Source organism: Marinobacter salarius, from assembly GCF_032922745.1.
GTDB lineage: Bacteria > Pseudomonadota > Gammaproteobacteria > Pseudomonadales > Oleiphilaceae > Marinobacter.
Window position 1 is genome coordinate 558,180 of sequence record NZ_CP136693.1, and the last position, 24,472, is coordinate 582,651.

Sequence of the window (24,472 nt, forward strand, 5' to 3'; positions counted from 1 at the left end):
GTTCAGGAGAGGGTCATGGTTATGTTGATACAAACCCCACCCGAGGGTATCTACGACGAACTGTTCGACCAGAATAATCGGGTACGACCCAGCTGCAGGATGCTGGAGGACTGGCTGATCCGATCCGACGAAGCCCTGTTGGCCGAGAAGCGCCGCGAGGCAGACGTGCTGTTCCAACGCCTGGGCATCACCTTTAATGTCTATGGCGAAGACCAGGGGGCCGAACGGCTTATCCCGTTTGATCTGATCCCACGAGTAATCTCCGCCAGCGACTGGCAACGTCTGCAAGCTGGTTTGCGCCAGCGGGTGCAGGCGTTGAACCGCTTCCTGTTCGATATCTATCACGAGTTCGAGATTATTCGCGCCGGTGTCATCAGTGCTGAACAGGTATTCGCCAACCCCCAGTACCAGCCCGGCATGCAAAACCTCAAGCTGCCACGTAATCTGTATTCCCACATAGCCGGCATCGATTTGATCCGCCACAACGACGGCGATTTCTACGTGCTGGAAGACAATCTCCGCTGCCCCAGCGGTGTCTCCTACATGCTGGAAAACCGGCGCATGATGATGCGCCTGTTTCCAGAACTGTTTGCCAAGGCCCCGGTAGCACCGGTTGAACATTACCCGGCCCTGTTGGGCGAAACACTGCGCGCAGCGTCGCTAAATCCCAACCCTACCGTAGTCGTGCTAACCCCCGGCCGTTTCAACAGTGCCTATTTTGAACACGCCTTCCTGGCCCGGCAGATGGGTATCGAACTGGTGGAAGGGGCGGACCTGTTTGTACGGCGCAATAAGGTCTACATGAAGACCACCGTCGGCCCCCAGCAGGTGGACGTGATTTACCGGCGGGTCGACGACGACTTCCTCGATCCGCTGGCTGGCAACCCGGATTCCATGCTGGGTGTACCCGGGCTCTATGCAGCCTACCGCACCGGCAATGTGGTGCTTGCCAACGCCATGGGCACCGGCGTCGCCGACGACAAGGCCATTTACCCCTTCGTACCCGAGATGATCCGTTTCTACCTGGGTGAAGAACCGATCCTGAAAAATGTCCCCACCTGGCAGGGCCGCAAGCCAAAAGACCTCAAGTACATCCTCGACAACCTGCCGGACCTGGTGGTCAAGGAAACCCAGGGCGCTGGTGGCTACGGCATGCTGATCGGCCCCAAGGCCAGCAAAAAAGAGCTGAGCCATTTCCGCTCGCTGTTGCGGGCCAGGCCAGACAACTACATTGCCCAGCCCACACTGAGCCTGTCTACCTGCCCGACGTTTGTAAACGAAGGCGTAGCGCCCCGACACCTCGACCTGCGGCCTTTTGTGCTTTCGGGCAAGAAAGTGCAGATGGTACCTGGTGGATTGACCAGGGTGGCCCTGAAAGAGGGTTCACTGGTGGTGAATTCATCCCAGGGCGGTGGCACCAAGGACACCTGGGTACTGGAGGGCGAGGAATGCTGAGCCGAGCTGCATCAAGTCTGTTCTGGATGGCCCGCTATCTTGAGCGGGCGGAAACCCAGGCCCGTCTGCTGGACGTCAGCCTCACCATGGCGTTGATCGACGTTCCCGAAGACCGCGAGGAACAGCTATCCGTGCCATTGCTGGTGACCGGTAGCCGCGAAACCTTTCACGAGCTCTACCCGGAAATCACCCCCCAGAACCTGATTGATTTCCTTCTCCTGGACGACCGCCACCCTGCCAGTGTGTTCAGTGTGATCCGCAGCGCCCGGGATAACGCCCTGCACGTGCGAGGCAATCTCTCCGCAGATGTCTGGGAGAGCATTAACCTGGCCTGGATGGAGCTGAAGGAACTACGCCATAAAGGGGTGACCGAATCCAACGCCAGCCGGGTGTTTGACTGGACCCGCGAACGCTCAAACGTGTTCCGTGGTGCGGCCTATGGCACCCTGCTGCGCAATGACGCCTTCCATTTCCTGCTCCTGGGTACGTTTATCGAGCGTGCAGACGCCACCGCCCGCGTGCTGAACATCCGCCACCACATGGCCACCAAATCCCTGGAAGGACACCCCACCCAGTCGTTCTTCGAATGGACGGCGCTGCTGCACTCGTTGGCCGCCTTTGAGGCCTACCAGAACACCTATGGCCACAATATCGAACCGATGAATGTGGCCGAACTTCTGATTCTCAAACCGGATGTTCCCCGTTCGCTCCACGCCTGCCTGGAGGAAATCGCGGATCTTCTGGAGCAGATCGAAAGCGGCGAGGCCCGCCGGGCCCGGCGCCTGGCCACAAGCCTGTATGCCAACATCCGCTACGGCGACCGCGAGTACATTGCCGAGCGCGGCCTGAATGAGTATCTGACCGACTTCCTGCAACGCATTCAACGTATCGCCGGCCAGATCCAGAAAGACTACATGGGGTGGAAACAATGAAGCTGAATATCCGCCATGACACCACCTATAGCTACGACGAACCCATGCACAAAGGCATCCAGTATCTACGCCTGACACCCCGTAACACACCCCAGCAGAAGATACTGGAGTGGCACCTGAGTGCCCCCGGCGAAACCAGCCAGATGACAGACGGCTTCGGCAATATTGTTACCGTCATGACCATGGACAAAGCGACCAGGGAGATCACCCTGACGGCGGAGGGCGTGGTTGATCTCACGGGCAAACCATTAACCAAGGACGACTCACCGTTTCCGCCCGAGGTGTTCCTGCGCCACACTCCGTTAACCGACGCCGACAAAGCCATCAAGGCCTTCGCAAGCCAGTTCTCCGCCAACAAGCGCAGCCTGGTGCGAATGATGAACCGTATCCTCGAGCACATCGAATTCACGCCCGGCGTCACCACGGTGACCCACACCGCCGCCGAAGCCTTTCAGCAGAAGGCGGGTGTGTGCCAGGACCATACCCATGTATTCATCTCCTGCTGCCGCCACATTGGGGTGCCGGTGCGGTATGTCAGCGGTTACATCCACACGTTCAGCGATGACCACCTGGCCACCCACGCCTGGGCCGAGGCCTGGCTGGGCCACAACTGGCATACCTTTGATGTGGTGAACCTGCTCAATGTTGCTGAAAGCCATATCAAGCTGGCAACCGGACTGGATTACCGGGATGCAGCACCCGTGCGGGGCATTCGCAGCGGCGGCGGCATGGAGCACCTGCAGACCCGTGCCTGGGTCACCATGGCCGGGGAAAGCCAGTAACAAAAAGCTGTGCAAATTCCACACGCCGCTCCATGCTTTCTGCGCAGAAACGGGTAAACTGAGCGCATTCAGTACGACCCGAGGGTAGCCCCATGACCTATTGTGTGGCGATGCGCCTGGCCGACGGCCTGGTTTTCGCATCCGACTCCCGCACCAACGCGGGCTTTGACCAGATTTCGACCTTCCGCAAAATGCATGTCTTCGAACAGCCGGGGGAACGGGAACTGGTGATTCTATCGGCGGGCAACCTGGCCACCAGCCAGAGCGTTATCAGCCTGCTGGAAAAACGCGCCGGCTCCGAAGACCCCAATGTGTTCTCCACCGCCTCCATGTTCGAGACGGCAGAGGTTGTCGGCAGAACCATCCGCGAGGTTATTCACCGCGACAACCCCGAGGGCAAAGTGAACCATGTGGACTTCAGCTGTTCACTGATACTGGGCGGCCAGATCCGGGGCGAACAGGTACGCCTGTTCAACATCTACCCCGAAGGCAACTTCATTGAAGCCACTGAAGAAACGCCTTATTTCCAGATTGGCGAGTCCAAATACGGCAAGCCCATCCTCGACCGCGTCGTGAACTATAATTCCTCGCTGGACCGGGCCTACCAGTGCGCCCTGATTTCCTTCGACTCCACCATGAAGAGCAACCTGTCGGTGGGGATGCCGCTGGATGTCGCCATATACCGCAACAACGAACTGAAGCCCTGCTTCGTCGACCGGGTGGACGAACACAACGATTACTTCCACCAACTCCGCCAACAGTGGCACCGGGGCATCCAGGAACTGATCAGCGGTCTGCAGCCGCCGGCGATCCGCTAGCTCAGTTGCGGTAACCGGTCAGTTCCATATACCCCACACCGTCGTGGGAACCTGTCACCGTCACCGGGCTTTCCCAATACGGGTAGAGCCCGGCGTTCCAGTAGTCGCCGGGCGGCGCGGCAACCTGTATATCCACGTTTTGCTGTGGCATCCGCAGATGCCACTCCACAGGAACCCTGCCCTGCGGCGAGGATTGCCAGTCGAGTGGGCTCAGGCTGATGTCGTTTCCGTTCAACGTTTCAACCTGCCCATTGGCGTTTATCCAGCTGCCAGACACGAAGGCGCCTTGGTCTTCCCGCAGGCGAAACGCCATCAGTTTATGGCCGTCATCCAGATGCAGGGCGAACCAGTCCCAGCCCTGCTGGCCAGCCTTCAGGAACTGACTGCTCCACTCGCGATCGAACCAGCCCTTGCCGGAAACGGCCAGGGTTTCATCGCCAAGGGTCACCGTACCCTCAATGTGCAGATCCACCAGGCTGAAATACATTGAGCCCTCGCCACTGGCGGATTTGGCACTGAACCCGTTTTTCCCATGGGGTACCGGTTTGCCGGTGTTGCTCAGGCGCAGATCGTAGCGCCAGTTACCGCCCTCAACCTGCAAATGCCACTGTTCGGAATCCGGTTGCGATACCAGCCGCCAGTCATCCAGCCATACCTGTAACGGGTCCGCCCTGGCCCCGGCATGCCCCAAATCACCCCGGGCCAGCTTTTCTTCAAACCAGTGCTCACCCTCAAATGACACGGCGGCGTGTGCCATCCACGCCGCGTCCAGGGGCCAGGCACTGGCCTCTGGTGGTTCCGCATTGGCGGGTCGCGGTTTCAAAGCCTGACGGAACTGTGTCCACTGCAGCCCCAGCGGTCTGCCGTCCTGGGTTTCCAGGTTAGCGGTCAGGTACCACCATTCAATACGGTGTTGCGGATGGGGCCCCCAGTCCTCGGGAAAGATCAGGGTGTCGCCTGGCTCCGGCTGCTGGAATTGCGATTGCTCCACCTCGCCTGTCTGCTGCGCAAGCCCGGCGAATCCGGTGTCGTTCTCCAAATCCGTACAGCCCGCAAGGACGACCGCCAGTAGGCCGGCAACAACGCCGGTTTGGATATTCATGGCTCCACCTGTTTAATGCTGTCCATGTGGCCAAGCTGCCGGCGCATCAGATGGGCGATTATCAGCCCTGTCGCCACGGCCACCAAACCCAGTTCAATCCAGAACAACGGGTACAGGTCCATCGGCAATGACCACCCAAAAGCCAGCGGGTTGATGCGACTGACCAGCACCCAGGTCAGCCACACGCCCAGCGGTAGCGCAGCAATGGTCACCGTGAGGGTCAGCGCCACCGACAGGCGCCGGAGCTGACGCCTGACCTTCGATGCAGGCAGTCCCCAAACGCCCAGCAGTTGAAAGTATTTCACCCGGGTAATGAAAAAGACCCATCCCATAATCAGCAGGGCCATCGCCGCCAGCAACAAGGTCAACAGGCTGATGGCGCGGGTAAGCAGGAACGTCTGACTGAAGACCTTCGACGCCAGGGCCCGGATGCTGTTGTTGTCCCTGATGGTGAGTTCCGACGTCTGCCAGGTGTCCGACAGGCGCCCGCGGATGTCGGACATCGCCACGCCGCCGGGTGTCACCGAAAAGCTTTGGAAGTGGGGCTTGAAAGCCGCCGGCAGCGCAGAACCGGCCATCAGAATTTCCCCCGCAGGCCGCCCGTAGTCGGCGTAGATAGCCACCACTTCTGCATTACGATTGGTATCCGCTAATCTGATGTCGAGGGTGTCGCCCACCTCAAGCCGGTAGCGCCGGGCCAACTGCTCATTGATCATTACGCTATCGGTCTCAAGCTTTTGCCAGGGCTCCTCAACACTTTCCAACAGAGACCATTTTGTCACCAGATCACTGATTGGCATCAGGGCAAACAGGTCCACCGCAATACGCTCATCGACAAGGCCGCGTTGGCTCCCGGAATCCGCCCTCGCAATGTGTGCCTGGCCACGAATCACACGATGCCACGGCCCGATACCGTCCAGGCTCTGCAATTGCGCAGCCGCCATGTCGGCGTCTGCATTCGCAGGCACCTCCACATAGAACTCCGCTTCCAGGCGCTGGGCCAGCCAGGTTTCGAAGGTGCCCTCAAAGGTCGTCACCAACGCCTGCACCGCCAGCACCGTGGCCATGGCAAATTGCAGTGCCACCACCGGCAACGCCAGGTGCCGGAACATCACCGCCAGTTCCCGTTGCCGCCAGCGGGCAAGTGGGTCTTCTCTTTGTGAGCCGGTGCGACTGGAAAGCCGTTGGGCAAGCAGCGCCAACCATCCAGGTGTCAGCCAACCGGCGCCCGCAAACACCATCGCCGTCGCGACAAAAACCCAGGCCAGGTCCGGGGCCAGGGCAACCCCCACCAACCCGACCAGAAACATCAGGAAGGCAATCGTTCGGCCCCGGCCCTCGCCAGCCATCGCCCGCCAACGCGCCGGGACCACCCAGTCCACCAGACAGACCGCCAACACCAGAAAGACCACGATGGCGGCGGCCCTCCAGGGCAGTGCTTCTTCGGCGCCGGCATAGACGGCCACATCAAACAGGCTGTCGAGGGCCTGGCCGAAACCGCTACCCAGCATCCCGGCAAGCCTTGCCCCCAACCATAACCCCGGCACAACGCAAATACCGGTCAGTACCAACAGCTCCAAGGTCAGCCACTGCGTTATCCGTTGGCGAGGCACACCAAACCGATGCAGCAGGGAAAAGCTGCCGTGCCGTTGAGCAATCCCCAATCGATGTACGCTGCGCACCAGAAGGCCAGTAATCAGAAGCACCAGGAGGCTCAGGGCATCCAGATTCAGCAGGAAACTGTCCGCCAGTTCACCGGTGGGTGGGCCCATGGAAAATTCACGCAGAATATAACCAGTTGGTAAATCCCTGTTCTCATCCCGCGCCAGCAGGTAAAGCCGGCTGCCGTACCCTTCTTTCGAAAGTTCTGCGGCCTCGCTGATATCGAGGAAAGGCGCACCATCCAACGTGTCGGCACCACTGCCGAGGCCAGTGTCACCGAAACACCCCATCGCCAACGGGTCGATGCCGATCACCCGCCCTTCCGGCGGCGGTCGCTGCAGCTCCAGCCAGGGCGCCACACACACGCCGGCCATACGCAGGGCAGCAAAGTCATCCACACCCACCGGTCGCCCATCCGAGCGAATCACATGAGCGCGAGCCGCCACCGCATTCTCGCTCTGCAACAGGCTATTGCGGGCCTGGTCTGTCAGTACCGTCACCCCGGTCCAAAGCATGGTTGCCAGCACAATCATCAACGCCAGAGCCAACAGCTGGATGGGGTGGCGGCGGTAGTGGCTGACGAAGGCGCGCGCAAGCATCATTGGTCAAACAGTCGTGCTGAGATCAAGCAAGTGGTCGCAGCGGGACGCCAGTTCCCTGTCGTGGGTAGCAAGCACCAGTGCACAACCGGTTTGCTGTTGCACAGTGAACAGGCAGTCCGCCACCTCATCAGCGGTGTGACGATCAAGGCTGCCGGTGGGCTCGTCCGCCAGAATCAACGCCGGAGCCATGGCGAATACCATGGCCAGTGCCGCTCGCTGGGCCTGGCCACCCGACACCTGATCCGGGTAACGGTCAGCTTCGGCCCCCACACCCAGGCGCTCCAGCCACTCACGCTCGCCGCCAGTATCGTGGCCGGCCAGATGGGAGCGCAGGCGAACGTTGTCCAGCAGCGAGAGCGCGGGCATCAGATTAACGTCCTGGAACACCACGCCAATGGTGCGCCGGCGGAGTTCTGCCCAGCGCACTTCGGCGCCTGCGCCAGTTGCTGCAAAGGACTCACCCGCGACGGCGATGCGTCCGTCATCCAGTGTCTGCAGGCCACACAACAGGTTCAGCAAAGTGCTCTTACCGGAACCTGATCGTCCCACAACCGCCAGGGACTCCCCCGAACAAACCGACAGGGACAGATCCGCCAGCACGGACACCCGCTGGCGACCGCTGATATAACCTTTGCTTAACCCTTCAACGGCCAATACCGGACTTCCCATCATGCGCTCCGCTGGACAGTATCTTTAAGTACTATACAGCCCGAATGCCCTTATGGATCCGGGCCGGGACGTTGGTGAATTTGGATTTAGAGGCAGAAATGCTACGACTTTAGTCTTAACTCCCCTCACTTTTTTGTTGAAAATCTGATCTAATTCTCCCCTCTTTACTTGTGCTTACATTACCTACATATTTTTACCGCCTGGATACATTGAGTTACCGGGCCACCAAAGATCTCGCCTCATGGATAGCTACAAAGAACCCCTGAAAGCCCTGGCTCGCCCCTATCGCAAGGCGGTATTAAAGGCGTTGCTGGTTCTCACCATGCTCGGGGGCGCCCTGTTTGCCATGCTCAACCTGCTCACAGGCAGTTATCCGTTAGCCATCGTCGAACTCGCAATGGGTGCATACGCCATTCTCGTTTACAGGGCGGTACGCAACACACAGCATCTTGAGCGCTGGATCATTGCTTACGCCATCCCGTTTTTCACCGCCATGATGTTCGCCATGACCATCCCCAGAGCCTCGGCCACCGTACACGCCTGGGTGCTCCTGATTCCGATCGTCTCTCACCTGCTGATGGGGCGTCGACTTGGCCTGGCTATATCCGTGTTCTACATGAGCGTCGCCGGCATTATTTTCCTGCTCAGGTATCACGATGAGCCGGCCATGATGCAAGCGCTGCCGATCGCCAACATTGCCGTCATCTCCCTGTGCATCCTGGTGTTCTCCCACGTCTACGAAGTGACCCGGGAACAGTCACAGCGCCAACTGCTCAAGATTGCCCAGACCGACACCCTCACCGGCCTTGCCAACCGGGCCAGGCTCAGTGACATCTTCAAACGGGAGCAACAGCGCACCCGACGCTATAACACGCCGATGACCCTGCTCGCGCTCGACCTCGATCATTTCAAAGAGGTCAACGACCGCTATGGCCACGACACCGGCGATCTGGCCCTGCAACACGTTGCCCGTATTTTCCGGGAATGCCTGCGTGCAACCGATCTGGCGGCACGCCTGGGAGGGGAAGAGTTTGGCATACTGCTGACCAATACCAATGGCCAGCAAGGCCTGGAGGTGGCTGAAAAAATCCGTATTGCGGTCGCCTCTACCCCATTGACCGTCAACAACGACGTTATCCGTCTGACTCTCAGTGGTGGCGTCGCGGAGTTCGGGCCAGACGGCGAGACCCTGCGCCAGTTGGTAAGAGAAGCCGACAAACGTCTGTACGAAGCAAAGGACCGGGGCCGCAATCTGATCATCCCGGCGGAGACAACCGCCAGCCTTCTGGAACCGCTGGAGTCAGACACCCACCGCGCATGAGACAGAATGCCGCATCCGACTGAAGACATTCCCGCAGTAGCACCGTCGAAAACCCGCTAGAATGCATGCCATGGAATGGCTGACTCACTCACAAACCGGTTTTCAACAGGCGGCGCGCTACCTTCTCACCATGCGTCTGGCCATCGTGGTCATTCAGTTGGTCGCCGTTGCCATCGCCGACACCATGGTCACCCTGGCCCATCGGCCAGAAGCCCTGTTGATCTGCCTGCTCTACACCGTACTGGCAACCCTTGGCTGGCTCTGGTTTACCCGCCGGCCTCCCCGTTTGACGGTTACGGTCAGCCTCGGGCTCGCCCTGGATCTTTTCCTGATCAGCGCCTGGCTATTCCTCACAGGAGGCTATACCAATCCGCTTGTCTCGCTGCTGCTGCTTCCCATTGCCGTTGCCATCATCCTGGTCCCCTTGCGCGAAAGCATTGCTCTGACGGTCATCGGTTTTGGCTTCTACACCGCCATGGTGCTGTGGCACACGCCGCTTACCCACGAACATCACAACGCCAACCTGACCCAACTGCACCTGATGGGCATGTGGGCCACCTTTGCCATCACTGCCACCATGCTGTTGCTGGTGGTTGGCTCACTGGCCCGTCGGTTGCGACAGAAACAGGGACAACTGGCCGAATTCCGGGAGAACCGGCTCAGGGATGAACAGGTGATTGCCCTGGGCCTGTCCGCCGCGGCGGTGGCGCATCGGCTGGGTACGCCGCTGAACACCATGGCCCTGCTGGTGGACGAAATGAAATCCGTGCACACCGACCCTTCGCTTGCAGACGACCTTGGGTTGATGGAGAAGCAACTGGGCCTTTGCAGCAACCACCTGCACCAACTGTCTACTGCCGCCATGCAGGCCAAGGCCGCGCAGCAGGAAATCCTTCCGCTGCACTTCTGGATGATGCGGCTGCGGGAGTCAGCCACGCTGTTGTGGCCGGCGTCGCCCATCCACTGGCAGGCGCCATTCCCCGACCAGCCCGTCGCCGTGGATGCCACCCTGGACCAGGCCATACTGAACCTTCTGGCCAACGCCCTGACGGCCAGCCCATCGTGGGTCACGGTCAGCGCGGGGGACAGCGACGAGGGACGGGTCGCAATCGTGGTTGAGGATCATGGCAAGGGTCTGGAACTCTCACTGCAGAACACCGCCGGCGATGGCGTTGTAGACTCCGAACATGGCCTGGGCGTAGGGCTGTTCCTCTCCAACGCCACCATCCAGCGCCACGGCGGCACCCTCAAAGCCAGGGCCGACCGCACGGGCACCACCATGATCATCGACCTGCCACAAGCGCAAGCCCATACCCAGGGCGACAAGGAGGCGGAATGAACGGCCAGCCGACCTGGTTGCTGATCGACGATGACGAAGCCTTCGTGCAGGTGCTACAGCGTTCCCTGAAGCGCCAGAACATCGAGGCCACGTGTGCCCTCAACCGTCTGGAGGCCATAGCAGCACTGGAATCACAGACCTTTCATCGCTGCGTGCTGGATCTCAACCTGGCCGGCGAAAGCGGCCTGCAATTACTGCCGGAGCTGCTGGCCCTTCAACCCGAACTGGAGGTGCTGGTACTGACGGGGTATGGCAGCATCGCCACCGCCGTGGAAGCCATGCGCCGGGGTGCCGTCAACTACCTGTGCAAACCGGTCACACTGAGCCAACTGACGGCCGGTTTCAGCCCACTGGACGGCCCACCGGCAACCCGTGAAGAACCCCCAACGGTGGAGGAAATGGAGTGGGAACACATTCAGCGAGTGCTGAACGAGCACGACGGCAATGTGTCCTCAACAGCCCGAGCGCTGAACATGCACCGGCGAACCCTGCAGCGGAAGCTTCAGAAGCATTCCCGCTGGCGCAACCAGTGACACTCTGAACACGCAGCCGTTGGGCGCGGGTTAAACGGCGTCAGGCCAGGCGCCGTAGCCAGGTTTCACGCCGCAGGTAGATCACCATGATAACGGCTTTCACCACTTCATCCGCAACAAAGCCGGCAAACACACCCCAAAGACCAAACCCAAGATAGAGCCCGAAGTACCAGGCCACGGGCACCCCGACACCGGCAAAGCCAATCAGGGTGATCACCATCGGTGCGCGGGTATCGCCACCGGCCCTCAGAATGCCCGGAATAATCATGGTTAACGCCGTGGCACCGCTGTAAAGAACGCTCAGAGCCACCATCCAGATCACCCGCTCCCGGGTTAATTCGCTGATTTCGTAGAACTGCAGGAACAAGGGGGTAAGCAATGCCACGATCAACGTCAGCAACGGCAACACCAGCAACACCATGCGGATACCCATGGCGGTGTAGGCTCGTGCCCGCTGAGGATGCCGGCCACCCAGCGATTCCCCCAGGGCAATGCTAACGGCCTGCTGTAACCCGACACCCGGAGCCAGCGAAAACCCACGAATAATCGACGCCACCAAAAAGGCCGCGTAAGCTTCCGCACCCACCCGGTTAAACATCATGGTGTAAATGAACGCCGACCCCTGCCACAGAAAACCATCTACGGACAGCGGATACCCCAGGTACAGGATTCGCCTGAGCCGTTGCCACGCCAGCCCGGAGACATCCCTTACCCGGGCATTGACCGCCGGATGGCGGAGAACGGCGCGTAGCATGAACACCGCCTGAAACAACCACGCCAGCACAGTGGCGATTGCAACACCGGGAAGCCCAAGAGGTGGGAACAGGGGCTCGGTTACGCCCTGAATGGCACCGCCAAACAGCAACAGGTAGTTACCAAGGGCATTCAAGACATTGCCATACAGGGCCAGTCGCATGGGGGTGCGGGTGTTGCCGAGGGACTGGAGCACATACATGGCCACATGGGCAATCACCAGCGCAGGCAACCCCAGCCCGATGATCCACAGATAGCCATAGCCAATGCCCGGCAGCCCGGAGCGCTCCGCCGGAGCACGGAACAGGTCCGTAGTCAGCAAAGCCAGAAGCGACTCGCCAAAGACAATATAGAGAGCCCCAATGGCCACGCCCGTAAACAGGCCGGCGGTCAGCAGAGTTGCCAGGGTCTCACGGATCTCGGCGTGCTTCCGGGCGCCACGCAACTGGGCGGTAATCACGGCGCCACCCTCGGTCAAGGCCGCGTAGCAAAGCACCACCAGGAAATTCAGCTGCAGGCAGATTCCCAGTGCAGCGATGGTCTGCTCACCAAACTGACCCACCATCAGGTTGTCCACCACGCCGGTGAGCTGAAACAGATAGAACTGAATAATGATGGGCCAGGCCAGGGTCATCAACCGCTGGCGCACGGGGCCTGAACTGGGGACCATAGGCCGTTCCGGAAAGGGTATTGTCAGATACTAACAAGCCGGGGCTGGCTTGCCGTCCTCCCCGAACGCCTTTTGGGGGGCGTAGGTTACTCCTGGGCTATCGGTTGCTGAAAACAACACCCAGGAGTTCTCATCGCCGCTTTTGCGGCAGGTTTTCCGACGGTCGCGATTGTGGCGCCGTGGATGCGGCGGATCGTTGGGCGACTGACCGCTTGAATAGTGAGTTTCAATCCACGACGAAGAGCTTTGCGCCCCGCTCGGTCGAGGAGCGATGAAGCTCAGCGTTGTCTGCTACCTGATAACTAGAACCCGGCTTGAGAACAAAGCAACGCCCGTCCTTTAACTCAGTGTGGAGTTCACCTTCCAGGCAGAGCAGGATATGCCCTTTGGCGCACCAATGATCAGCCAGATAGCCGGGGCTGTACTCGACCATACGAACCCGGATATCGCCGAAAGTGCGGGTCTGCCAATAAGCAACTCCCTGTTCCCCTGTGTGTTCGGTCCTCTCAACTTCTGACCAGTCAGTAACCCCAAAGTGTAGATTCCTTATGTCCAATTTGCTTCTCCTTAAGCACATGACGCGAAGCTGTGGGAAAATTATCCGGCAACAGCGGCTGGGCTTTTGGTTTGAGGCCGCTGGAGGCCAACTTTTTTACATCTTTCTAGGCTTGTTTGGTGTAAACCAACTTCCATGTCACCAGTCCAGCTCCTCATCGCATTCATCCACGGGGTTACCCATTCCCTCCCGAACAGACTCCCGCATACCTGGTACGGAGAGCAGACAAAGTGATTCCTGAATTGCCGACCAGTCTTCCTCGGAAACCAGGACGGCTTTGTTCCGCTTACCCATGATAACGATTGGTTGGTGGGACTCGGCAGTCTCGTCGATCAACCGATATAGGTTGTTGCGCGCCTCAGTTGCTGAGATTCCGGTCATGACGCACCTTTTGTGTGTTCAACTTTTAACCAATTGTACGCCTTTGGGTACGTACGCCAAGACGAACGTTTTGTATAGCGCCAATGATAAGCGACGCCCGGCTAGGGCGTCAGGTGGAGGTTCACCGCGTACTACAGCGCCTTGTTACACATGACTATGGCGCAATTTCAGGAAGCATAACTGTGACCTGCTTTAGCGAATGGGTGCCAATATTAAAGTCGACATGAATACACATATCTTCCCGATCGAAGCGCAGCCAAGGACCATATTTCCCCAATAATTCAATCTCTTTTTCTTCACCTGTTCTATCAGGGGCGCCAAGAAGACTCACTACATCATCTGGTGTCATCGAAGCCTCAAGACCAAATGGCAAAGATGATGATGGTTTAGCTTGCAGGAAAATGGTCTCAACTACCCCATTGGTATCCAAGCCCATCTCCCATAAACCATTTGTAGACTCGACGTGATGGGAATACACACCGTGCCCCTCATCCTCTTCCATTACAGTTCGCGTGAAAGAGTCGTCCTCTTCAGCAGTAAAGGTTTTTCCAAGAAGATCTATGACATTCAACATATCGTGTAACGCCCGCCATCACCGGTGGCAAAACCGGAGCGAAGCGGAGGTTTTGGCATCCGGTGCATGGCCTGGTTACACCTCACTCAGGTCAGTGAAGCTGATTGAAAACTTCCGGGTGTTGCTCAGCAATGCGCAAAAGAGCAACCGCTGGACCCTGTGGTTCCCTACGCCCCTGCTCCCAATCCTGAAGGGTTCTCATACTCACGCCCATAAGACCGGCAAACGCAGATTGAGACATTTTCAACTTCAGCCTAATCACTTTCGGCGGTGAGGGCTCCGATAGCTCATGGGTTCGTAGAGCCAATTTGCCTTTCTTGAATTGCTTGATTTCATTGATACCGTCAAGAATCTCTGCCCCAAGGTTCCTGTCACCCATTTTTGATCGCCTCCGCTATCTGTTTGAGCGTATGGCCAGGAATACTGGCACGCTCTGATTTACTGTACAGCGTGAGCATCCATATCTCGTGGTCAGATTTCTTCCAGTAATAAATGGCTCTGATACCACTGCTCTTTCCCGAACCCGCCGGTGCCCACCGAACCTTGCGAACACCACCTGAACCTTTAATCAGATCCCCGGCATCCGGCTTCTGCAAAAGGTAGTTTTGAAGTCCTCGGTACTCCTCATCCGTGAGGTAGTTCGACAACAACTTGGTGAACGTTGAGGTTTCGATGAATAGCATGACCAAAATATACGGCAATGCCGTATAATGATCAAGACTGCCTCAGTGAGGTGCAACGCTGAGGTAACCGACGCCGGAGCGTCAGCGGAGGGCACCATAAGCGGTACGCTTTTAGTGGCAATGATAGGGCTTTGAGCCTGCGTGGCAGCATTGCCCGGGAGGGCTGTCTTTGCGACAACCACCCCCATGAGCAAATACCGTCGACGCGAATAAAATGAGAACCAAACTTAGCATTATTTTTTTCATGATCATTCTCCAGAATTGAGACGCTAGCGCACGATAAAACCTCCATGTTCTTTGCCCTCCAACTATCTCGGCACAACCTGAAAAATGTAGGCGAAATGTACGTAAAGCGCCATAACGCTAGGCGGCAGGGGCGCGGCGTCAGGCGCGCCCCTTGACCGCACTTGTTACAAGCTTACTCAAAAACCGGCCGCATAAAACTGCGCTCACAGCTTAGTACACAACGAGTTTCTTCGGCGTATTTGAATGCGGCTTGGCAATCGGAGTCTTTGAACGAGGCTTCACGGTATTTTTCGTAGGCTGCCAGAGACTCGAAGGTGAATAACGCGATAGCGATATTGTTGGCACCCTCGGACGGCAGAAAATACCCATGATGCTGACCGCCGAATTTCTGGACCAAGGGTATCCACATTTTCGAGTAGCGCTCGAACTCGGCGGCTTTGTAGGGATCTATAACGTACTTTAAGTAGCAGGTAACCACTTGAACTCCCTTTCAGTTGACCTTGTAACGCCCTGGTTTAGCGGCGCCCCGACAAGGGCGTCCGGTGGAGGCCGTAGGCCGGAACGCACTACAACCATTTGTTAGATGGGCATACTTCCGACAATGCGGTTTGAACATGTGCACGCCCCCTTTCGCCGGGATCTTCCTCCAACTCAAGATCTTCAAAGGCAACAAACAGACGCCAAAAGCCTTCTGGGGCTTCCCACGCACGCCTAACCATGAGCTGAGTCATGGCAGAGCTAGCCACAGCAAACGGCAGCCGAGATTCGATAAATGAGCTAGCAATGGACTGGGCAGCCTCAAGTAAGGCCGTGTCGTTTCGGCCTGCAACCTCATACCATTCCTCAACTAATTCCGGCACGTTAACCGGCGATGACTCAAGTTGTTTGAGAAGTTCGCTCATGGTTTTCTGCCAATCTAACGCCTGAGTTAAGCCGACTTGCGTAGAGGAGCCGGCGACGTGGCAAGCTTAACCTGCCACGGCGACGGTGGAACGAAGCAAGTTCGGCTTGAACGAATTGTTAGGCTTGCTAGCCAGGTAGCTTTGCCGCAAGTACATCAACGTTTTCGATGGACGGGGGCTCGGAGAACAATTCACCTGCCTTTGCCATCAACGCGGCTGCGACCTTGCCGGAGAGATGGGCCTGCCGACCCGCTTCATCCGGGAAAGCATCAAAGATTCCGAAAGTGCTTGGTCCAAGGCGAATGCCAAACCACGCAGTGGTGGCAGGCTCCTCATTGACGATGGGAAGGCCACTCACAAGGAAGCTCTCAACCTCTTTCTCTTTTCCGGGTTTCGCTTCAAGGCGAACGAACAAGGCTACTTTGACCATGGTATGTCTCCTGTTGTTTAAACGACATCACGATATGCGATGTTCTCTTGCAAGTCTAACAGCGTATTATACGAACCCGTTCGTATATCACCCATTCGTATAACTCCAATTTCAGCCGCGCTGTCCGATTTAATAAATCACTTTAAAATCAAAACCTAACCAGAACCTTCCACGGCTACCGCCGGAGTTATACGCCCTTGTTCGCCTCTAAGCTCCCCCCAAACATGGGCGTATAACTCCACAACACTATAGTCTGGTTCCAACAGTATCAGATACTTACAAGGGGTTCCCGCTCCTAACCTGGAGTTTTGCGAACCGGTTCGTATAACTCCAGCGTGCAATATCGGTTGTAGGTTTGGCCTTTTCGACATTCAGGGGCTCGCGGAAACGCTAAAACATCGGTGTACAACAAGCTCGCCCAACGATAATGCTAAACTGGCCGCAGATTTATACCACCTCCAAAAGCAGGGCAACGCATTGAGCCAACTGAAACCTCTCGTTTCCAGGGAATGGCAAGCTTTCTGGCTGGCCATCGGGTTCCTGACACGCATTCCGATGCTGGTGCGTATCGACTATTCCCCCCGCCTGATGAATCAGTGCAGTGTCTACTTCCCTCTGGTGGGGCTGGTGCTCGGCGTTATTTATGCGGGGCTGTACATGGCTGTTGTGCAGCTTTGGAGCCCGCTGGTCAGTCTAATCCTTATTCTGGGTTTTCACCTGTGGATTACCGGCGCGTTCCACGAGGATGGATTGGCCGACAGTATCGATGCGTTGGGCGGCGGGTATACCCTGGAGGCCAGGTTGCGGATCATGAAGGACAGCCGCATCGGCACCTACGGTACGGTGGCGCTGGTGGTGGCGTTGGTGCTGAAACTTGCGCTGCTGGCTGAAGCCCAACCGGTGTGGCTGGCGCTGATCCTGGCCCCGATGGTGTCGCGTCTCGCGCCACTGATGATTATGGGCTTCCTGCCGTATGTGACCGACCCGGACAAGAGCAAGAGCAAGCCGGTAGCGGAAGATTTTTCGCGTTCACGACTGGCGATTGCCACCGTGTTCACTGCGATTGTCTCTCTGACCCTCATCCCGTTTGAGACCAGAGCCCTGCTGTGGCTCGTTATCGCCACGCTGGGTACGGCCATTGTCTGGGGCGGGTATCTGCGCCGGCAGCTGGGTGGTTATACCGGCGACACCCTCGGGGCCAGTGTGATGTTTGCGGAGCTGGTCCTACTGCTTGGGCTTGCGATGTAAAGGCTCAACGATCAGTTCCGAATTCGGCGAGTTTTTCCCGGTTTCGCTGGTACACTTTCTATCATGGACACATTAACGGATGACCTTTGCTACCAGGCACTGAAAACCCGGGACGCCCGATTCGACGGTCACTTCTACACCGCCGTGTTGACCACCGGGATTTTCTGCCGTCCCATTTGCCCGGCGGTGACGCCCAAGCGGGGGAACGTGCGTTTTTACCCGTCTGCAGAAACGGCCATGGCCAACGGCTTTCGACCCTGTCTGCGGTGCCGGCCAGAAGCGACACCTGGTAGCCCGGCTGCTGCCGGGGTTCACACCACCGTGGCCCGGGCAGTGCGGCTGGTGGACGAAGGTGCTCTGGATAACGGCTCCGTGGCGGACCTGGCCGAACGGCTGGGCATTACCGACCGCTACCTGCGCCAGCTCTACAAACGCCACACCGGAGCCACCCCACAACAACACGCCCAGGCCCGGCGCTTACTGCGGGCCCGGCAGTTGATTGTCGACAGCAACCTGAGTATGACGGAGATCGCGGATATTGCCGGTTTCAGCAGCCTGCGCCGCTTCAATCACACCCTGAAAGAAGCCTACGGCAACGCACCGACGGCATTCCGCAGAGGCCTCAAGCCATCACCCAAAGCCACACAGAACGGTGCAGACGATCTTTTTCTGCCGGCACACGACGACCTGGTTCTGTTCTTGCGGGCCCGGCCACCGTTCGACAGTGAGCAGTTACTGACGTTCTTTCGGGCGCGGGCCATTCCAGGCCTGGAAGCGGTTGGCGAGCACCACTACGCGCGATCGCTCTGTATTGCTGGGCAACCAGGGCTGGTCATCTGCCGACCAAGCGACAATCCCCCGGGGGTGCAGGTTATCCTTCGTGGGCCGGCGCGGCAGTCTATTCTGGAGGTGAGTGCGCGGATACGCCGTTTACTCGATCTGGATGCGGACCTGCCCGGCATTGGCGAACACCTGGCGCGGGATCCGCTATTGGAACCACTGATCGCACAGCATCCCGGCCTGCGCGTTCCGGGCAGCTGGGACCGGTTTGAGCTAACTGTCCGGGCGATTCTGGGGCAGCAGATATCCCTCTCCGCGGCGCGAACCCTGGCTGGACGGCTGGTGGCTCGTTATGGCCAGGCCCTTCCCGACGATCTTGCCGGGGGCACGGGTATTACCCATAGATTCCCGGAACCGGCAGCACTCGTCGGCCAGCCGTTGAACAAACTGGGCATGCCCGGCAGCCGTGCAGACACCCTGGAACGAATCACCGCCCGGTTTGCCGAACCCGGTTTTGCCAAGCTGGATGGCAACACCTTGCTGGCGCAGTTGGCACCCATGCGAGGCATCGGCCCCTGGACACTCCACTACCTGGCCCTGCGAGGCCTGGGGGATCCAGACGCGTTTCCCGCCAGCGATCTGGGCATACTCAAGGCCTCGGCCCATCTGGGCGGCCCGCGGGACGCCAAAGCCCTGACGCGCCACGCCGAATGCTGGCGGCCATGGCGGGCTTACGCAGCGCAGTACCTGTGGACATCACTGAACACCCATCCACCCCGGCAGGAGACAACATCATGACAACTCAAATTCATGTCAGCCGCTTTCCCAGTCCCGTTGGCCCCCTGAGCCTGGCCACGGTGGATGACCAACTGGTGCACCTGGACTTCGACGACAACGAAGAGCGCATGCATATGCTGCAAAACCGCCGGTTCCGTCAGCCTGAGTGGCGCGAGCAACCGAACGCCGCCCCCGGGACCATTATTGAATGGCTGGACGCCTACTTCTCGGGGGTGATCAAGCCCCTGCCGTGGAAGGACATCCGCTTGACCGGCACCGAGTTCCAGCAGCAGGTCTGGCAGGGGCTGACCGGGATTCCAGCGGGTGAGCACCGCTCCTACAGCGCGCTGGCAAACACCCTGGGCAACCCGAAGGCGGTGCGTGCCGTGGCTCGTGCCAATGCCCTCAACCCCATTGCCATTCTGATTCCCTGTCACCGGGTGATCGGAGCCAATGGTACGTTGACGGGCTACGCCGGCGGCCTGGAACGCAAAGCGTGGTTGCTGGACCACGAAACACGGAACCTGAAGAGGGTTTAACCCCACGGGGCTGTGCATTTGTGGTGATAATGGCGACAATCACTGCACGGATTTACCTTGCAAGGATCAGGAGCCCAGCCCCACATGTCATCGCAATCGCCTGTCGCCCCCCCACAGGGAAAGCCGGAAGACAAACGCGCGCTCTGGTCCTGGGCGCTCTACGACTGGGCCAACAGCGCCTTTTTCACCATCATTCTGACCTTTGTCTTCGCCCAGTACTTCAGCGTGTCGGTGGTGCAGGACGAGGTAAAGGGCACGGCAGCCTGGGGCAACATCGTTGGCATTGCCGGCGTGTTCATCGCAATTCTGGCGCCGATATTGGGGGCCATCGCAGATCAGTCCGGCCGTCGTAAACCCTGGTTTATCAGCTTCACCCTGCTTTGCGTGGTCTCGTGCGCCATGTTGTGGACGGTCACGCCGGAACAGAATCAGTTCTGGAACGCAGCACTGTGGGTCGGCCTGGGTACACTCGGCGCCGAGTTTGCGTTCATTTTCTACAACTCCATGCTGCCGGATCTCGCAAGCCCGGCGCGAACCGGGCGCTGGTCAGGCTGGGCCTGGGGGCTGGGTTACACTGGCGGCGTGCTGAGCCTTATCGTGGCGCTGTATGGCTTTATCGAAGCCGATGCCAACCTGTTCGATCTCAATCGGGACAACGCCGAGCACGTGCGTGCCACTTTTGTGCTGGTAGCGGTGTGGTATCTGGTATTTGCTCTGCCAGCCTTTATCTTTGTTCCCGACCGCCCATCCACCGGCCTGGGACTTGCCGCCGCCACCCGCGCCGGGTTCCGGCAACTGAAGGAATCCATCGCCAATGTTCGCCAGTACAAGGACATTGTGCGCTTCCTGATCGCCCGCATGCTCTACACCGATGGCCTGGCCACTATCTTCACCTTCGGCGGGGTGTACGCGGCGGGGACCTTCAATATGGGGTCCACGGAAGTACTGCAATTCGCCATCGCGTTGAACGTCACCGCCGGCCTGGGCGCTCTGGGCTTCGCCTGGGTGGATGATGCCCTGGGCGGTCGCAACACCATCCTGCTGTCACTGGTGGGGTTGGGCTGCAGTGCCCTGGCCATTCTGGTGGTGGACGGCGCCACCGCGTTCTGGGTATGGGGCATGATCCTCGGCATCTTCGTGGGGCCATTGCAGTCCGCCAGCCGCTCCCACTTGGCCCGCATTGCGCCGCCGCACCTGCAAACGCAGATGTTCGGCCTGTTCGCGTTCTCTGGCAAAGCCACCGCGTTTGCCGGCCCGCTGTTGGTGGGCTGGGTCACGGCCGTCACTGACAGCCAGCGCTGGGGCATGAGCACCATCCTGGTGTTCCTGGTGATTGGCTTCCTGCTGATGTTGACCATACCGGCCAGCGAAACACGGGAATCGGAAGCGGCAGGCTGACACCTTCAAGGCGCGGCGCTGGTTATCCATCCGAGAATGGCGACCACTGCCAACAGTCCGAGCCACAACCACACGCCGCGATGTACAAGTTGGATAGCCGCATCAATGGTCTCGGCCGATGCCGGTTCACCTTCACCGAGCACGGGCCGTTGCTTGATGCCTGAGGCGTAAGGCGCAGGGCCGCCGAGCACAACCCCCAAAGCCCCAGCCCCAGCAGCCATGACCGGGCCGGCGTTCGGGCTGTCCCAGGCCGGCGCCTGTGCCCGCCAGCAACGAAAGCCGCCACGGACATCGCCAAGCAGGCTGTAGGTCAGCGCCGTGAGGCGAGCGGGTACCCAGTTCAATACGTCGTCCAGCCTCGCCGCAGCGCGGCCAAAATACTGGTAGCGATCAATTCGATACCCCCACATGGCGTCCAGGGTGTTCACCAGCCGGTGAAGCAATATGCCCGGAACGCCGGCTACGAAAAACCAGAACAGGCTGGCAAAAACCGCATCCGCCCCATTCTCCAGCATGGACTCGGTCGCGGCTGTTGCTACGCCACTGTCATCAAGCGCCGCTGCATCACGACTGACGATACGACCGACCTGTGCCCGGGCATTCTCAAGGTCGCCCCCATGCAACGCGTCAGACACTGCCCGACCGTGCTCCGTCAGGCCACGAATGGACAGGGCGAAATACAGCACCACAGCCTGAACCAGCAAGTATTCCCAGTTCCCCAACCACCAGCGCAACCACTCGGCTGCCGCCAGTACGGGTATCACAGCGATTAACAGGGCCAGAAACCCGAGAACCATCGATCCCGCCATTCGCTCAGGTAGCCGATTCAATCTCTGCTCAAGGAAGGCGGCGACATGCCCAAAACCAACGAGCGGGTGCCACCGACGCGGCTCACCCAGCCAGCGATCCAATACAACGGCGATAAAACAAGCTGTCACGGCGAGAATGAAGGCGTTCAAATCAGCAATGTCTCTTCGAGCGGGCGGTGGGTTGTCGTGATCGAAAGGAAGTCTAACCGAGTGGCTGCTATCCTTGACACTTTTTCAGGCCGGGTAGACCATCTTCGGCTCCCGACACTTTGCCACCTCAGGATCCAACCATGCCGCTGCCTTCCTGCTGGACACAGCCGTTGCCACCCTCCGACACCCATTTTTCTGAGCGGGCACGGCAACGCCAGCACGTGCTCACCAAGCCCCGGGGGTCTCTGGGGCAGCTGGAAGACGTAGCGATGACACTGGCGGGCCTTCAGCGCACGCAACATCCGCAGGTCGACCCTGTCCGAATCGCTGTTTTCGCGGCGGATCACGGCGTCTGTGCGGAGGGCGTATCCGCGTACCCCCAGGAAGTCACCGCCCAGATGATTGCGAACTTTGCCAGCGGGGGTGCGGCTATCAGCGTGTTGGCTCGGGAACTGGGAGCCTCGCTGGAAGTGGTAAATCTCGGAACCGTCGGCGACGTTCCGCCGTTGACCGATGTACGTGATGAGCAGATCGCAGCGGGCACCGCCAATCTGGCCACAACCGACGCGATGACGCCGGGCCAGTTTGAACAGGCGCTGGCCAGTGGTGACAGGGCCGCCGCCCGCGCCGCGGATGACGGATGCCGACTGTTTATGGGTGGCGATATGGGTATCGGCAATACCACCAGTGCCACCGCCGTGGCCTGCGCGTTGCTGGAACAAAGCCCGGAAAACCTCGCCGGGCCGGGCACGGGACTGGACGCAGCCGGCGTGTCTCGAAAGTGTGAGGTCATCGCCCGGGCGTTGGCCAGGCACGGCAACAACCGCGACCCCCTGGCGGTGCTGACCTCCCTCGGCGGGTTCGAGATTGCTGCGCTGGCAGGCGCCATTCTGGGCAGCGCGGCGCGCGGCATTCCCGTACTGGTGGATGGATTTATTGTTTCCGTTGCCGCCCTGGTGGCCGTTCGTCAACAACCACAACTCCGGCACTGGCTTGTGTTCGCCCATCGTTCGGCGGAGCCGGGGCACCAGGCGGTGCTAGACGCACTGGATGCCAAGCCATTGCTTGATCTGGGCATGCGCCTGGGTGAAGGCACAGGCGCTGCGGTGGCGGTTCCGTTGCTGCGCAGCGCCTGTGCCCTGCACAACCAGATGGCCAGCTTCGCTGACGCCGGCGTGACCGACAAGGACGAGGGCTGAAGCGGGGATGACCAATAACCAGAACACCACTGCGTTTTTCGACCTGATCCGTCATGGTGAACCTGCCGGCGGGCCCATGTTCCGGGGCAGCAAGGATGATCCACTGAGCGACACCGGCTGGCAGCAAATGAACGCGGCTATCAGGGACGATGACCAGTGGGATGTGATCATCACCTCCCCACTGCTGCGCTGCCGCCTCTTCGCAGAACAGTTGGCGGAGCAACGTCAGATTCCGTTGCACCAGGAGCCACGGCTGAGGGAGATTGCTTTCGGTGACTGGGAGGGCAGAACCTCCGAGAACATCATGGCCGATACGCCCGAGGCGCTGACCCGCTTCTGGAGCGACCCGGTTCGTTATCCTCCGCCCGGTGGTGAGGCTATCACCGAATTCCGGCAAAGGGTCAGCAGTGCCTGGCAGGATTGGCAAACCCAAGCGGCAGGAAAGCGGGTACTCGTGGTGTGCCATGGCGGTGTGATTCGCATGCTCCTGGCGGAGGTAATGGGTATCCCCACTGAACGCTCTTTTTCAGCGTTAACGGTCCCCTACGCCTGTCGCAGTCGTATCCGCGTGGACATCTCGGAACATGGCCTGCTCAGTTGCCTGCAAACGCACGGCGCATAATCAGCCTTTCAACGTTTGCGGCAGCCCCGCCACGCTCATCAGCACCTGCTCGCAACAGGTGGCAAGATCCTGGTTGAGCCAACCCAGTTCATCGCAGAAACGGCGGGTGAGCGGGTCCATGCCGATGGTACCCAGGCCCACTTCATTACTGACAATCACGATTTGGCCCGGGTAGTTCTCCAGCGCCCGCAGGAAGGCGGTACGCTCACGGGCAAATTCCTCGTCGCCGGCAAACAACAGGTTGCTCACCCACAGGCTCATGCAATCCACCAGCAACAAGGGTGGCTGTGGTTCCCTGGCGTAACCATCCAGCAGGGAGGCCAGCTTCAAGGGCTCTTCTGCCAACCCCCATTCCGGCGGCCGATTCTGCCGGTGGCGGGCCACCCGCCGGGTCATTTCTTCATCGTCGGCAGTCGCCGTTGCAACATAAACCACCGGTGAACCGGCCTCACAGGCAATACGCTCCGCCAGCGCGGTTTTGCCGGATCGAATGCCCCCAAGAACCAGTGTATGAGTACCAGACAAAACCCATCCTCTCGT

General features: G+C 59.2%; 27 protein-coding genes. 13 read left to right on the plus strand and 14 right to left on the minus strand.

Going from position 1 to position 24,472, the window contains the following annotated elements; all coding sequences use genetic code 11:
• Positions 1-21: 21 nt before the first annotated feature.
• The 4 genes from R1T46_RS02615 to R1T46_RS02630 all read left to right on the plus strand — a co-directional run bounded on the left by R1T46_RS02615 (position 22) and on the right by R1T46_RS02630 (position 3,987).
• The gene (locus R1T46_RS02615; RefSeq protein WP_091641618.1) at positions 22-1,455 is read left to right on the plus strand and encodes a circularly permuted type 2 ATP-grasp protein; all 1,434 of its coding nucleotides are present in this window, start codon (positions 22-24) and stop codon (positions 1,453-1,455) included.
• Complete coding sequence (locus tag R1T46_RS02620; RefSeq protein ID WP_036202232.1) at positions 1,449-2,387, plus strand: alpha-E domain-containing protein; 939 nt, start codon at positions 1,449-1,451, stop codon at positions 2,385-2,387. Before R1T46_RS02615 ends, R1T46_RS02620 begins: the two co-directional genes overlap by 7 nt.
• Entirely contained in the window at positions 2,384-3,169 is a 786-nt protein-coding gene (locus tag R1T46_RS02625; protein WP_036202229.1) for a transglutaminase N-terminal domain-containing protein, read from the plus strand. Before R1T46_RS02620 ends, R1T46_RS02625 begins: the two co-directional genes overlap by 4 nt.
• Positions 3,170-3,261: 92 nt before the next feature.
• Positions 3,262-3,987, plus strand: coding sequence for a proteasome-type protease (locus R1T46_RS02630; RefSeq protein WP_036202227.1), 726 nt, complete (start codon positions 3,262-3,264; stop codon positions 3,985-3,987).
• A 1-nt stretch (position 3,988) separates the two neighbouring features.
• On the opposite strand, the gene R1T46_RS02635 is transcribed toward R1T46_RS02630, so the two are convergent.
• From R1T46_RS02635 to R1T46_RS02645, 3 genes are read right to left on the minus strand one after another with little or no spacing between them, the layout of a single operon-like run.
• Positions 3,989-5,089 (minus strand): lipocalin-like domain-containing protein, encoded by a 1,101-nt coding sequence (locus R1T46_RS02635; protein WP_085681866.1) that lies wholly within the window; start codon positions 5,087-5,089, stop codon positions 3,989-3,991.
• Positions 5,086-7,353 (minus strand): FtsX-like permease family protein, encoded by a 2,268-nt coding sequence (locus R1T46_RS02640; RefSeq protein ID WP_317307226.1) that lies wholly within the window; start codon positions 7,351-7,353, stop codon positions 5,086-5,088. Before R1T46_RS02640 ends, R1T46_RS02635 begins: the two co-directional genes overlap by 4 nt.
• Positions 7,354-7,356: 3 nt before the next feature.
• Positions 7,357-8,022: an ABC transporter ATP-binding protein gene (locus R1T46_RS02645; protein WP_317307227.1), complete on the minus strand. Its 666-nt coding sequence runs from the start codon at positions 8,020-8,022 to the stop codon at positions 7,357-7,359.
• A gap of 241 nt (positions 8,023-8,263) precedes the next feature.
• Between R1T46_RS02645 and R1T46_RS02650 the strand changes: the two genes are divergently transcribed.
• The 3 genes from R1T46_RS02650 to R1T46_RS02660 all read left to right on the plus strand — a co-directional run bounded on the left by R1T46_RS02650 (position 8,264) and on the right by R1T46_RS02660 (position 11,215).
• Complete coding sequence (locus R1T46_RS02650; protein WP_317307228.1) at positions 8,264-9,343, plus strand: GGDEF domain-containing protein; 1,080 nt, start codon at positions 8,264-8,266, stop codon at positions 9,341-9,343.
• Positions 9,344-9,413: 70 nt separating this feature from the next.
• The gene (locus R1T46_RS02655; protein WP_136633427.1) at positions 9,414-10,682 is read left to right on the plus strand and encodes a sensor histidine kinase; all 1,269 of its coding nucleotides are present in this window, start codon (positions 9,414-9,416) and stop codon (positions 10,680-10,682) included.
• Positions 10,679-11,215: a response regulator transcription factor gene (locus R1T46_RS02660; protein WP_075195513.1), complete on the plus strand. Its 537-nt coding sequence runs from the start codon at positions 10,679-10,681 to the stop codon at positions 11,213-11,215. Before R1T46_RS02655 ends, R1T46_RS02660 begins: the two co-directional genes overlap by 4 nt.
• A gap of 40 nt (positions 11,216-11,255) precedes the next feature.
• Here R1T46_RS02660 and R1T46_RS02665 read toward each other — a convergent pair whose 3' ends face one another.
• The 9 genes from R1T46_RS02665 to R1T46_RS02705 all read right to left on the minus strand — a co-directional run bounded on the left by R1T46_RS02665 (position 11,256) and on the right by R1T46_RS02705 (position 16,410).
• On the minus strand, positions 11,256-12,638 hold the full coding sequence (locus R1T46_RS02665; protein ID WP_317307229.1) for an MATE family efflux transporter: 1,383 nt from the start codon (positions 12,636-12,638) through the stop codon (positions 11,256-11,258).
• A 226-nt stretch (positions 12,639-12,864) separates the two neighbouring features.
• Entirely contained in the window at positions 12,865-13,194 is a 330-nt protein-coding gene (locus R1T46_RS02670; RefSeq protein WP_036202206.1) for a DHCW motif cupin fold protein, read from the minus strand.
• Between the two features lie 138 nt (positions 13,195-13,332).
• Entirely contained in the window at positions 13,333-13,575 is a 243-nt protein-coding gene (locus R1T46_RS02675; protein ID WP_317307230.1) for a type II toxin-antitoxin system Phd/YefM family antitoxin, read from the minus strand.
• A 154-nt stretch (positions 13,576-13,729) separates the two neighbouring features.
• Positions 13,730-14,149: a hypothetical protein gene (locus R1T46_RS02680; RefSeq protein WP_317307231.1), complete on the minus strand. Its 420-nt coding sequence runs from the start codon at positions 14,147-14,149 to the stop codon at positions 13,730-13,732.
• A 91-nt stretch (positions 14,150-14,240) separates the two neighbouring features.
• Positions 14,241-14,528 carry a helix-turn-helix domain-containing protein gene (locus R1T46_RS02685; RefSeq protein ID WP_317307232.1) on the minus strand — a complete coding sequence of 96 codons (288 nt, stop codon included), beginning with the start codon at positions 14,526-14,528 and terminating at the stop codon, positions 14,241-14,243.
• Entirely contained in the window at positions 14,521-14,832 is a 312-nt protein-coding gene (locus tag R1T46_RS02690; protein WP_317307233.1) for a type II toxin-antitoxin system RelE/ParE family toxin, read from the minus strand. The genes R1T46_RS02685 and R1T46_RS02690 overlap by 8 nt, the downstream gene beginning before the upstream one ends.
• 418 nt (positions 14,833-15,250) lie before the next feature.
• Positions 15,251-15,556 (minus strand): NIPSNAP family protein, encoded by a 306-nt coding sequence (locus tag R1T46_RS02695; protein WP_138441980.1) that lies wholly within the window; start codon positions 15,554-15,556, stop codon positions 15,251-15,253.
• Between the two features lie 88 nt (positions 15,557-15,644).
• Complete coding sequence (locus R1T46_RS02700) at positions 15,645-15,980, minus strand: hypothetical protein (protein WP_317307234.1); 336 nt, start codon at positions 15,978-15,980, stop codon at positions 15,645-15,647.
• A 127-nt stretch (positions 15,981-16,107) separates the two neighbouring features.
• Complete coding sequence (locus tag R1T46_RS02705) at positions 16,108-16,410, minus strand: putative quinol monooxygenase (RefSeq protein WP_092704911.1); 303 nt, start codon at positions 16,408-16,410, stop codon at positions 16,108-16,110.
• 477 nt (positions 16,411-16,887) lie between these two features.
• Between R1T46_RS02705 and cobS the strand changes: the two genes are divergently transcribed.
• From cobS to R1T46_RS02725, 4 genes are all read left to right on the plus strand, one after another.
• On the plus strand, positions 16,888-17,658 hold the full coding sequence (cobS, locus tag R1T46_RS02710; protein ID WP_317307235.1) for an adenosylcobinamide-GDP ribazoletransferase: 771 nt from the start codon (positions 16,888-16,890) through the stop codon (positions 17,656-17,658).
• 63 nt (positions 17,659-17,721) lie between these two features.
• A complete protein-coding gene (locus R1T46_RS02715) occupies positions 17,722-19,236 on the plus strand; it encodes a DNA-3-methyladenine glycosylase 2 family protein (RefSeq protein ID WP_317307236.1) in 1,515 nt (504 codons plus the stop codon).
• Positions 19,233-19,754, plus strand: coding sequence for a methylated-DNA--[protein]-cysteine S-methyltransferase (locus tag R1T46_RS02720; RefSeq protein WP_317307237.1), 522 nt, complete (start codon positions 19,233-19,235; stop codon positions 19,752-19,754). The genes R1T46_RS02715 and R1T46_RS02720 overlap by 4 nt, the downstream gene beginning before the upstream one ends.
• 84 nt (positions 19,755-19,838) lie before the next feature.
• Positions 19,839-21,152: an MFS transporter gene (locus R1T46_RS02725; protein ID WP_317307238.1), complete on the plus strand. Its 1,314-nt coding sequence runs from the start codon at positions 19,839-19,841 to the stop codon at positions 21,150-21,152.
• Between the two features lie 5 nt (positions 21,153-21,157).
• Here the strand turns inward: R1T46_RS02725 and cbiB are convergent, their stop codons facing one another.
• On the minus strand, positions 21,158-22,099 hold the full coding sequence (gene cbiB, locus R1T46_RS02730) for an adenosylcobinamide-phosphate synthase CbiB (RefSeq protein WP_317308251.1): 942 nt from the start codon (positions 22,097-22,099) through the stop codon (positions 21,158-21,160).
• A gap of 152 nt (positions 22,100-22,251) precedes the next feature.
• Between cbiB and cobT the strand changes: the two genes are divergently transcribed.
• Positions 22,252-23,310, plus strand: coding sequence for a nicotinate-nucleotide--dimethylbenzimidazole phosphoribosyltransferase (cobT, locus tag R1T46_RS02735; protein ID WP_317307239.1), 1,059 nt, complete (start codon positions 22,252-22,254; stop codon positions 23,308-23,310).
• A gap of 7 nt (positions 23,311-23,317) precedes the next feature.
• Positions 23,318-23,932, plus strand: coding sequence for a histidine phosphatase family protein (locus R1T46_RS02740; RefSeq protein WP_126810828.1), 615 nt, complete (start codon positions 23,318-23,320; stop codon positions 23,930-23,932).
• Here the strand turns inward: R1T46_RS02740 and cobU are convergent, their stop codons facing one another.
• Positions 23,933-24,457: a bifunctional adenosylcobinamide kinase/adenosylcobinamide-phosphate guanylyltransferase gene (cobU, locus tag R1T46_RS02745; RefSeq protein WP_317307240.1), complete on the minus strand. Its 525-nt coding sequence runs from the start codon at positions 24,455-24,457 to the stop codon at positions 23,933-23,935.
• Positions 24,458-24,472: the final 15 nt, after the last annotated feature.

Bases quoted from the DNA above. Each gene is read 5' to 3' on its own strand.
- R1T46_RS02615 (WP_091641618.1), top strand. From the start codon at position 22: ATGTTGATACAAACCCCACCCGAGGGTATCTACGACGAACTGTTCGAC.
- R1T46_RS02620 (WP_036202232.1), top strand. From the start codon at position 1,449: ATGCTGAGCCGAGCTGCATCAAGTCTGTTCTGGATGGCCCGCTATCTT.
- R1T46_RS02625 (WP_036202229.1), top strand. From the start codon at position 2,384: ATGAAGCTGAATATCCGCCATGACACCACCTATAGCTACGACGAACCC.
- R1T46_RS02630 (WP_036202227.1), top strand. From the start codon at position 3,262: ATGACCTATTGTGTGGCGATGCGCCTGGCCGACGGCCTGGTTTTCGCA.
- R1T46_RS02635 (WP_085681866.1), bottom strand. From the start codon at position 5,089: ATGAATATCCAAACCGGCGTTGTTGCCGGCCTACTGGCGGTCGTCCTT.
- R1T46_RS02640 (WP_317307226.1), bottom strand. From the start codon at position 7,353: ATGATGCTTGCGCGCGCCTTCGTCAGCCACTACCGCCGCCACCCCATC.
- R1T46_RS02645 (WP_317307227.1), bottom strand. From the start codon at position 8,022: ATGGGAAGTCCGGTATTGGCCGTTGAAGGGTTAAGCAAAGGTTATATC.
- R1T46_RS02650 (WP_317307228.1), top strand. From the start codon at position 8,264: ATGGATAGCTACAAAGAACCCCTGAAAGCCCTGGCTCGCCCCTATCGC.
- R1T46_RS02655 (WP_136633427.1), top strand. From the start codon at position 9,414: ATGGAATGGCTGACTCACTCACAAACCGGTTTTCAACAGGCGGCGCGC.
- R1T46_RS02660 (WP_075195513.1), top strand. From the start codon at position 10,679: ATGAACGGCCAGCCGACCTGGTTGCTGATCGACGATGACGAAGCCTTC.
- R1T46_RS02665 (WP_317307229.1), bottom strand. From the start codon at position 12,638: ATGGTCCCCAGTTCAGGCCCCGTGCGCCAGCGGTTGATGACCCTGGCC.
- R1T46_RS02675 (WP_317307230.1), bottom strand. From the start codon at position 13,575: ATGACCGGAATCTCAGCAACTGAGGCGCGCAACAACCTATATCGGTTG.
- R1T46_RS02680 (WP_317307231.1), bottom strand. From the start codon at position 14,149: ATGTTGAATGTCATAGATCTTCTTGGAAAAACCTTTACTGCTGAAGAG.
- R1T46_RS02685 (WP_317307232.1), bottom strand. From the start codon at position 14,528: ATGGGTGACAGGAACCTTGGGGCAGAGATTCTTGACGGTATCAATGAA.
- R1T46_RS02690 (WP_317307233.1), bottom strand. From the start codon at position 14,832: ATGCTATTCATCGAAACCTCAACGTTCACCAAGTTGTTGTCGAACTAC.
- R1T46_RS02700 (WP_317307234.1), bottom strand. From the start codon at position 15,980: ATGAGCGAACTTCTCAAACAACTTGAGTCATCGCCGGTTAACGTGCCG.
- R1T46_RS02705 (WP_092704911.1), bottom strand. From the start codon at position 16,410: ATGGTCAAAGTAGCCTTGTTCGTTCGCCTTGAAGCGAAACCCGGAAAA.
- R1T46_RS02715 (WP_317307236.1), top strand. From the start codon at position 17,722: ATGGACACATTAACGGATGACCTTTGCTACCAGGCACTGAAAACCCGG.
- R1T46_RS02720 (WP_317307237.1), top strand. From the start codon at position 19,233: ATGACAACTCAAATTCATGTCAGCCGCTTTCCCAGTCCCGTTGGCCCC.
- R1T46_RS02725 (WP_317307238.1), top strand. From the start codon at position 19,839: ATGTCATCGCAATCGCCTGTCGCCCCCCCACAGGGAAAGCCGGAAGAC.
- cobT (WP_317307239.1), top strand. From the start codon at position 22,252: ATGCCGCTGCCTTCCTGCTGGACACAGCCGTTGCCACCCTCCGACACC.
- R1T46_RS02740 (WP_126810828.1), top strand. From the start codon at position 23,318: ATGACCAATAACCAGAACACCACTGCGTTTTTCGACCTGATCCGTCAT.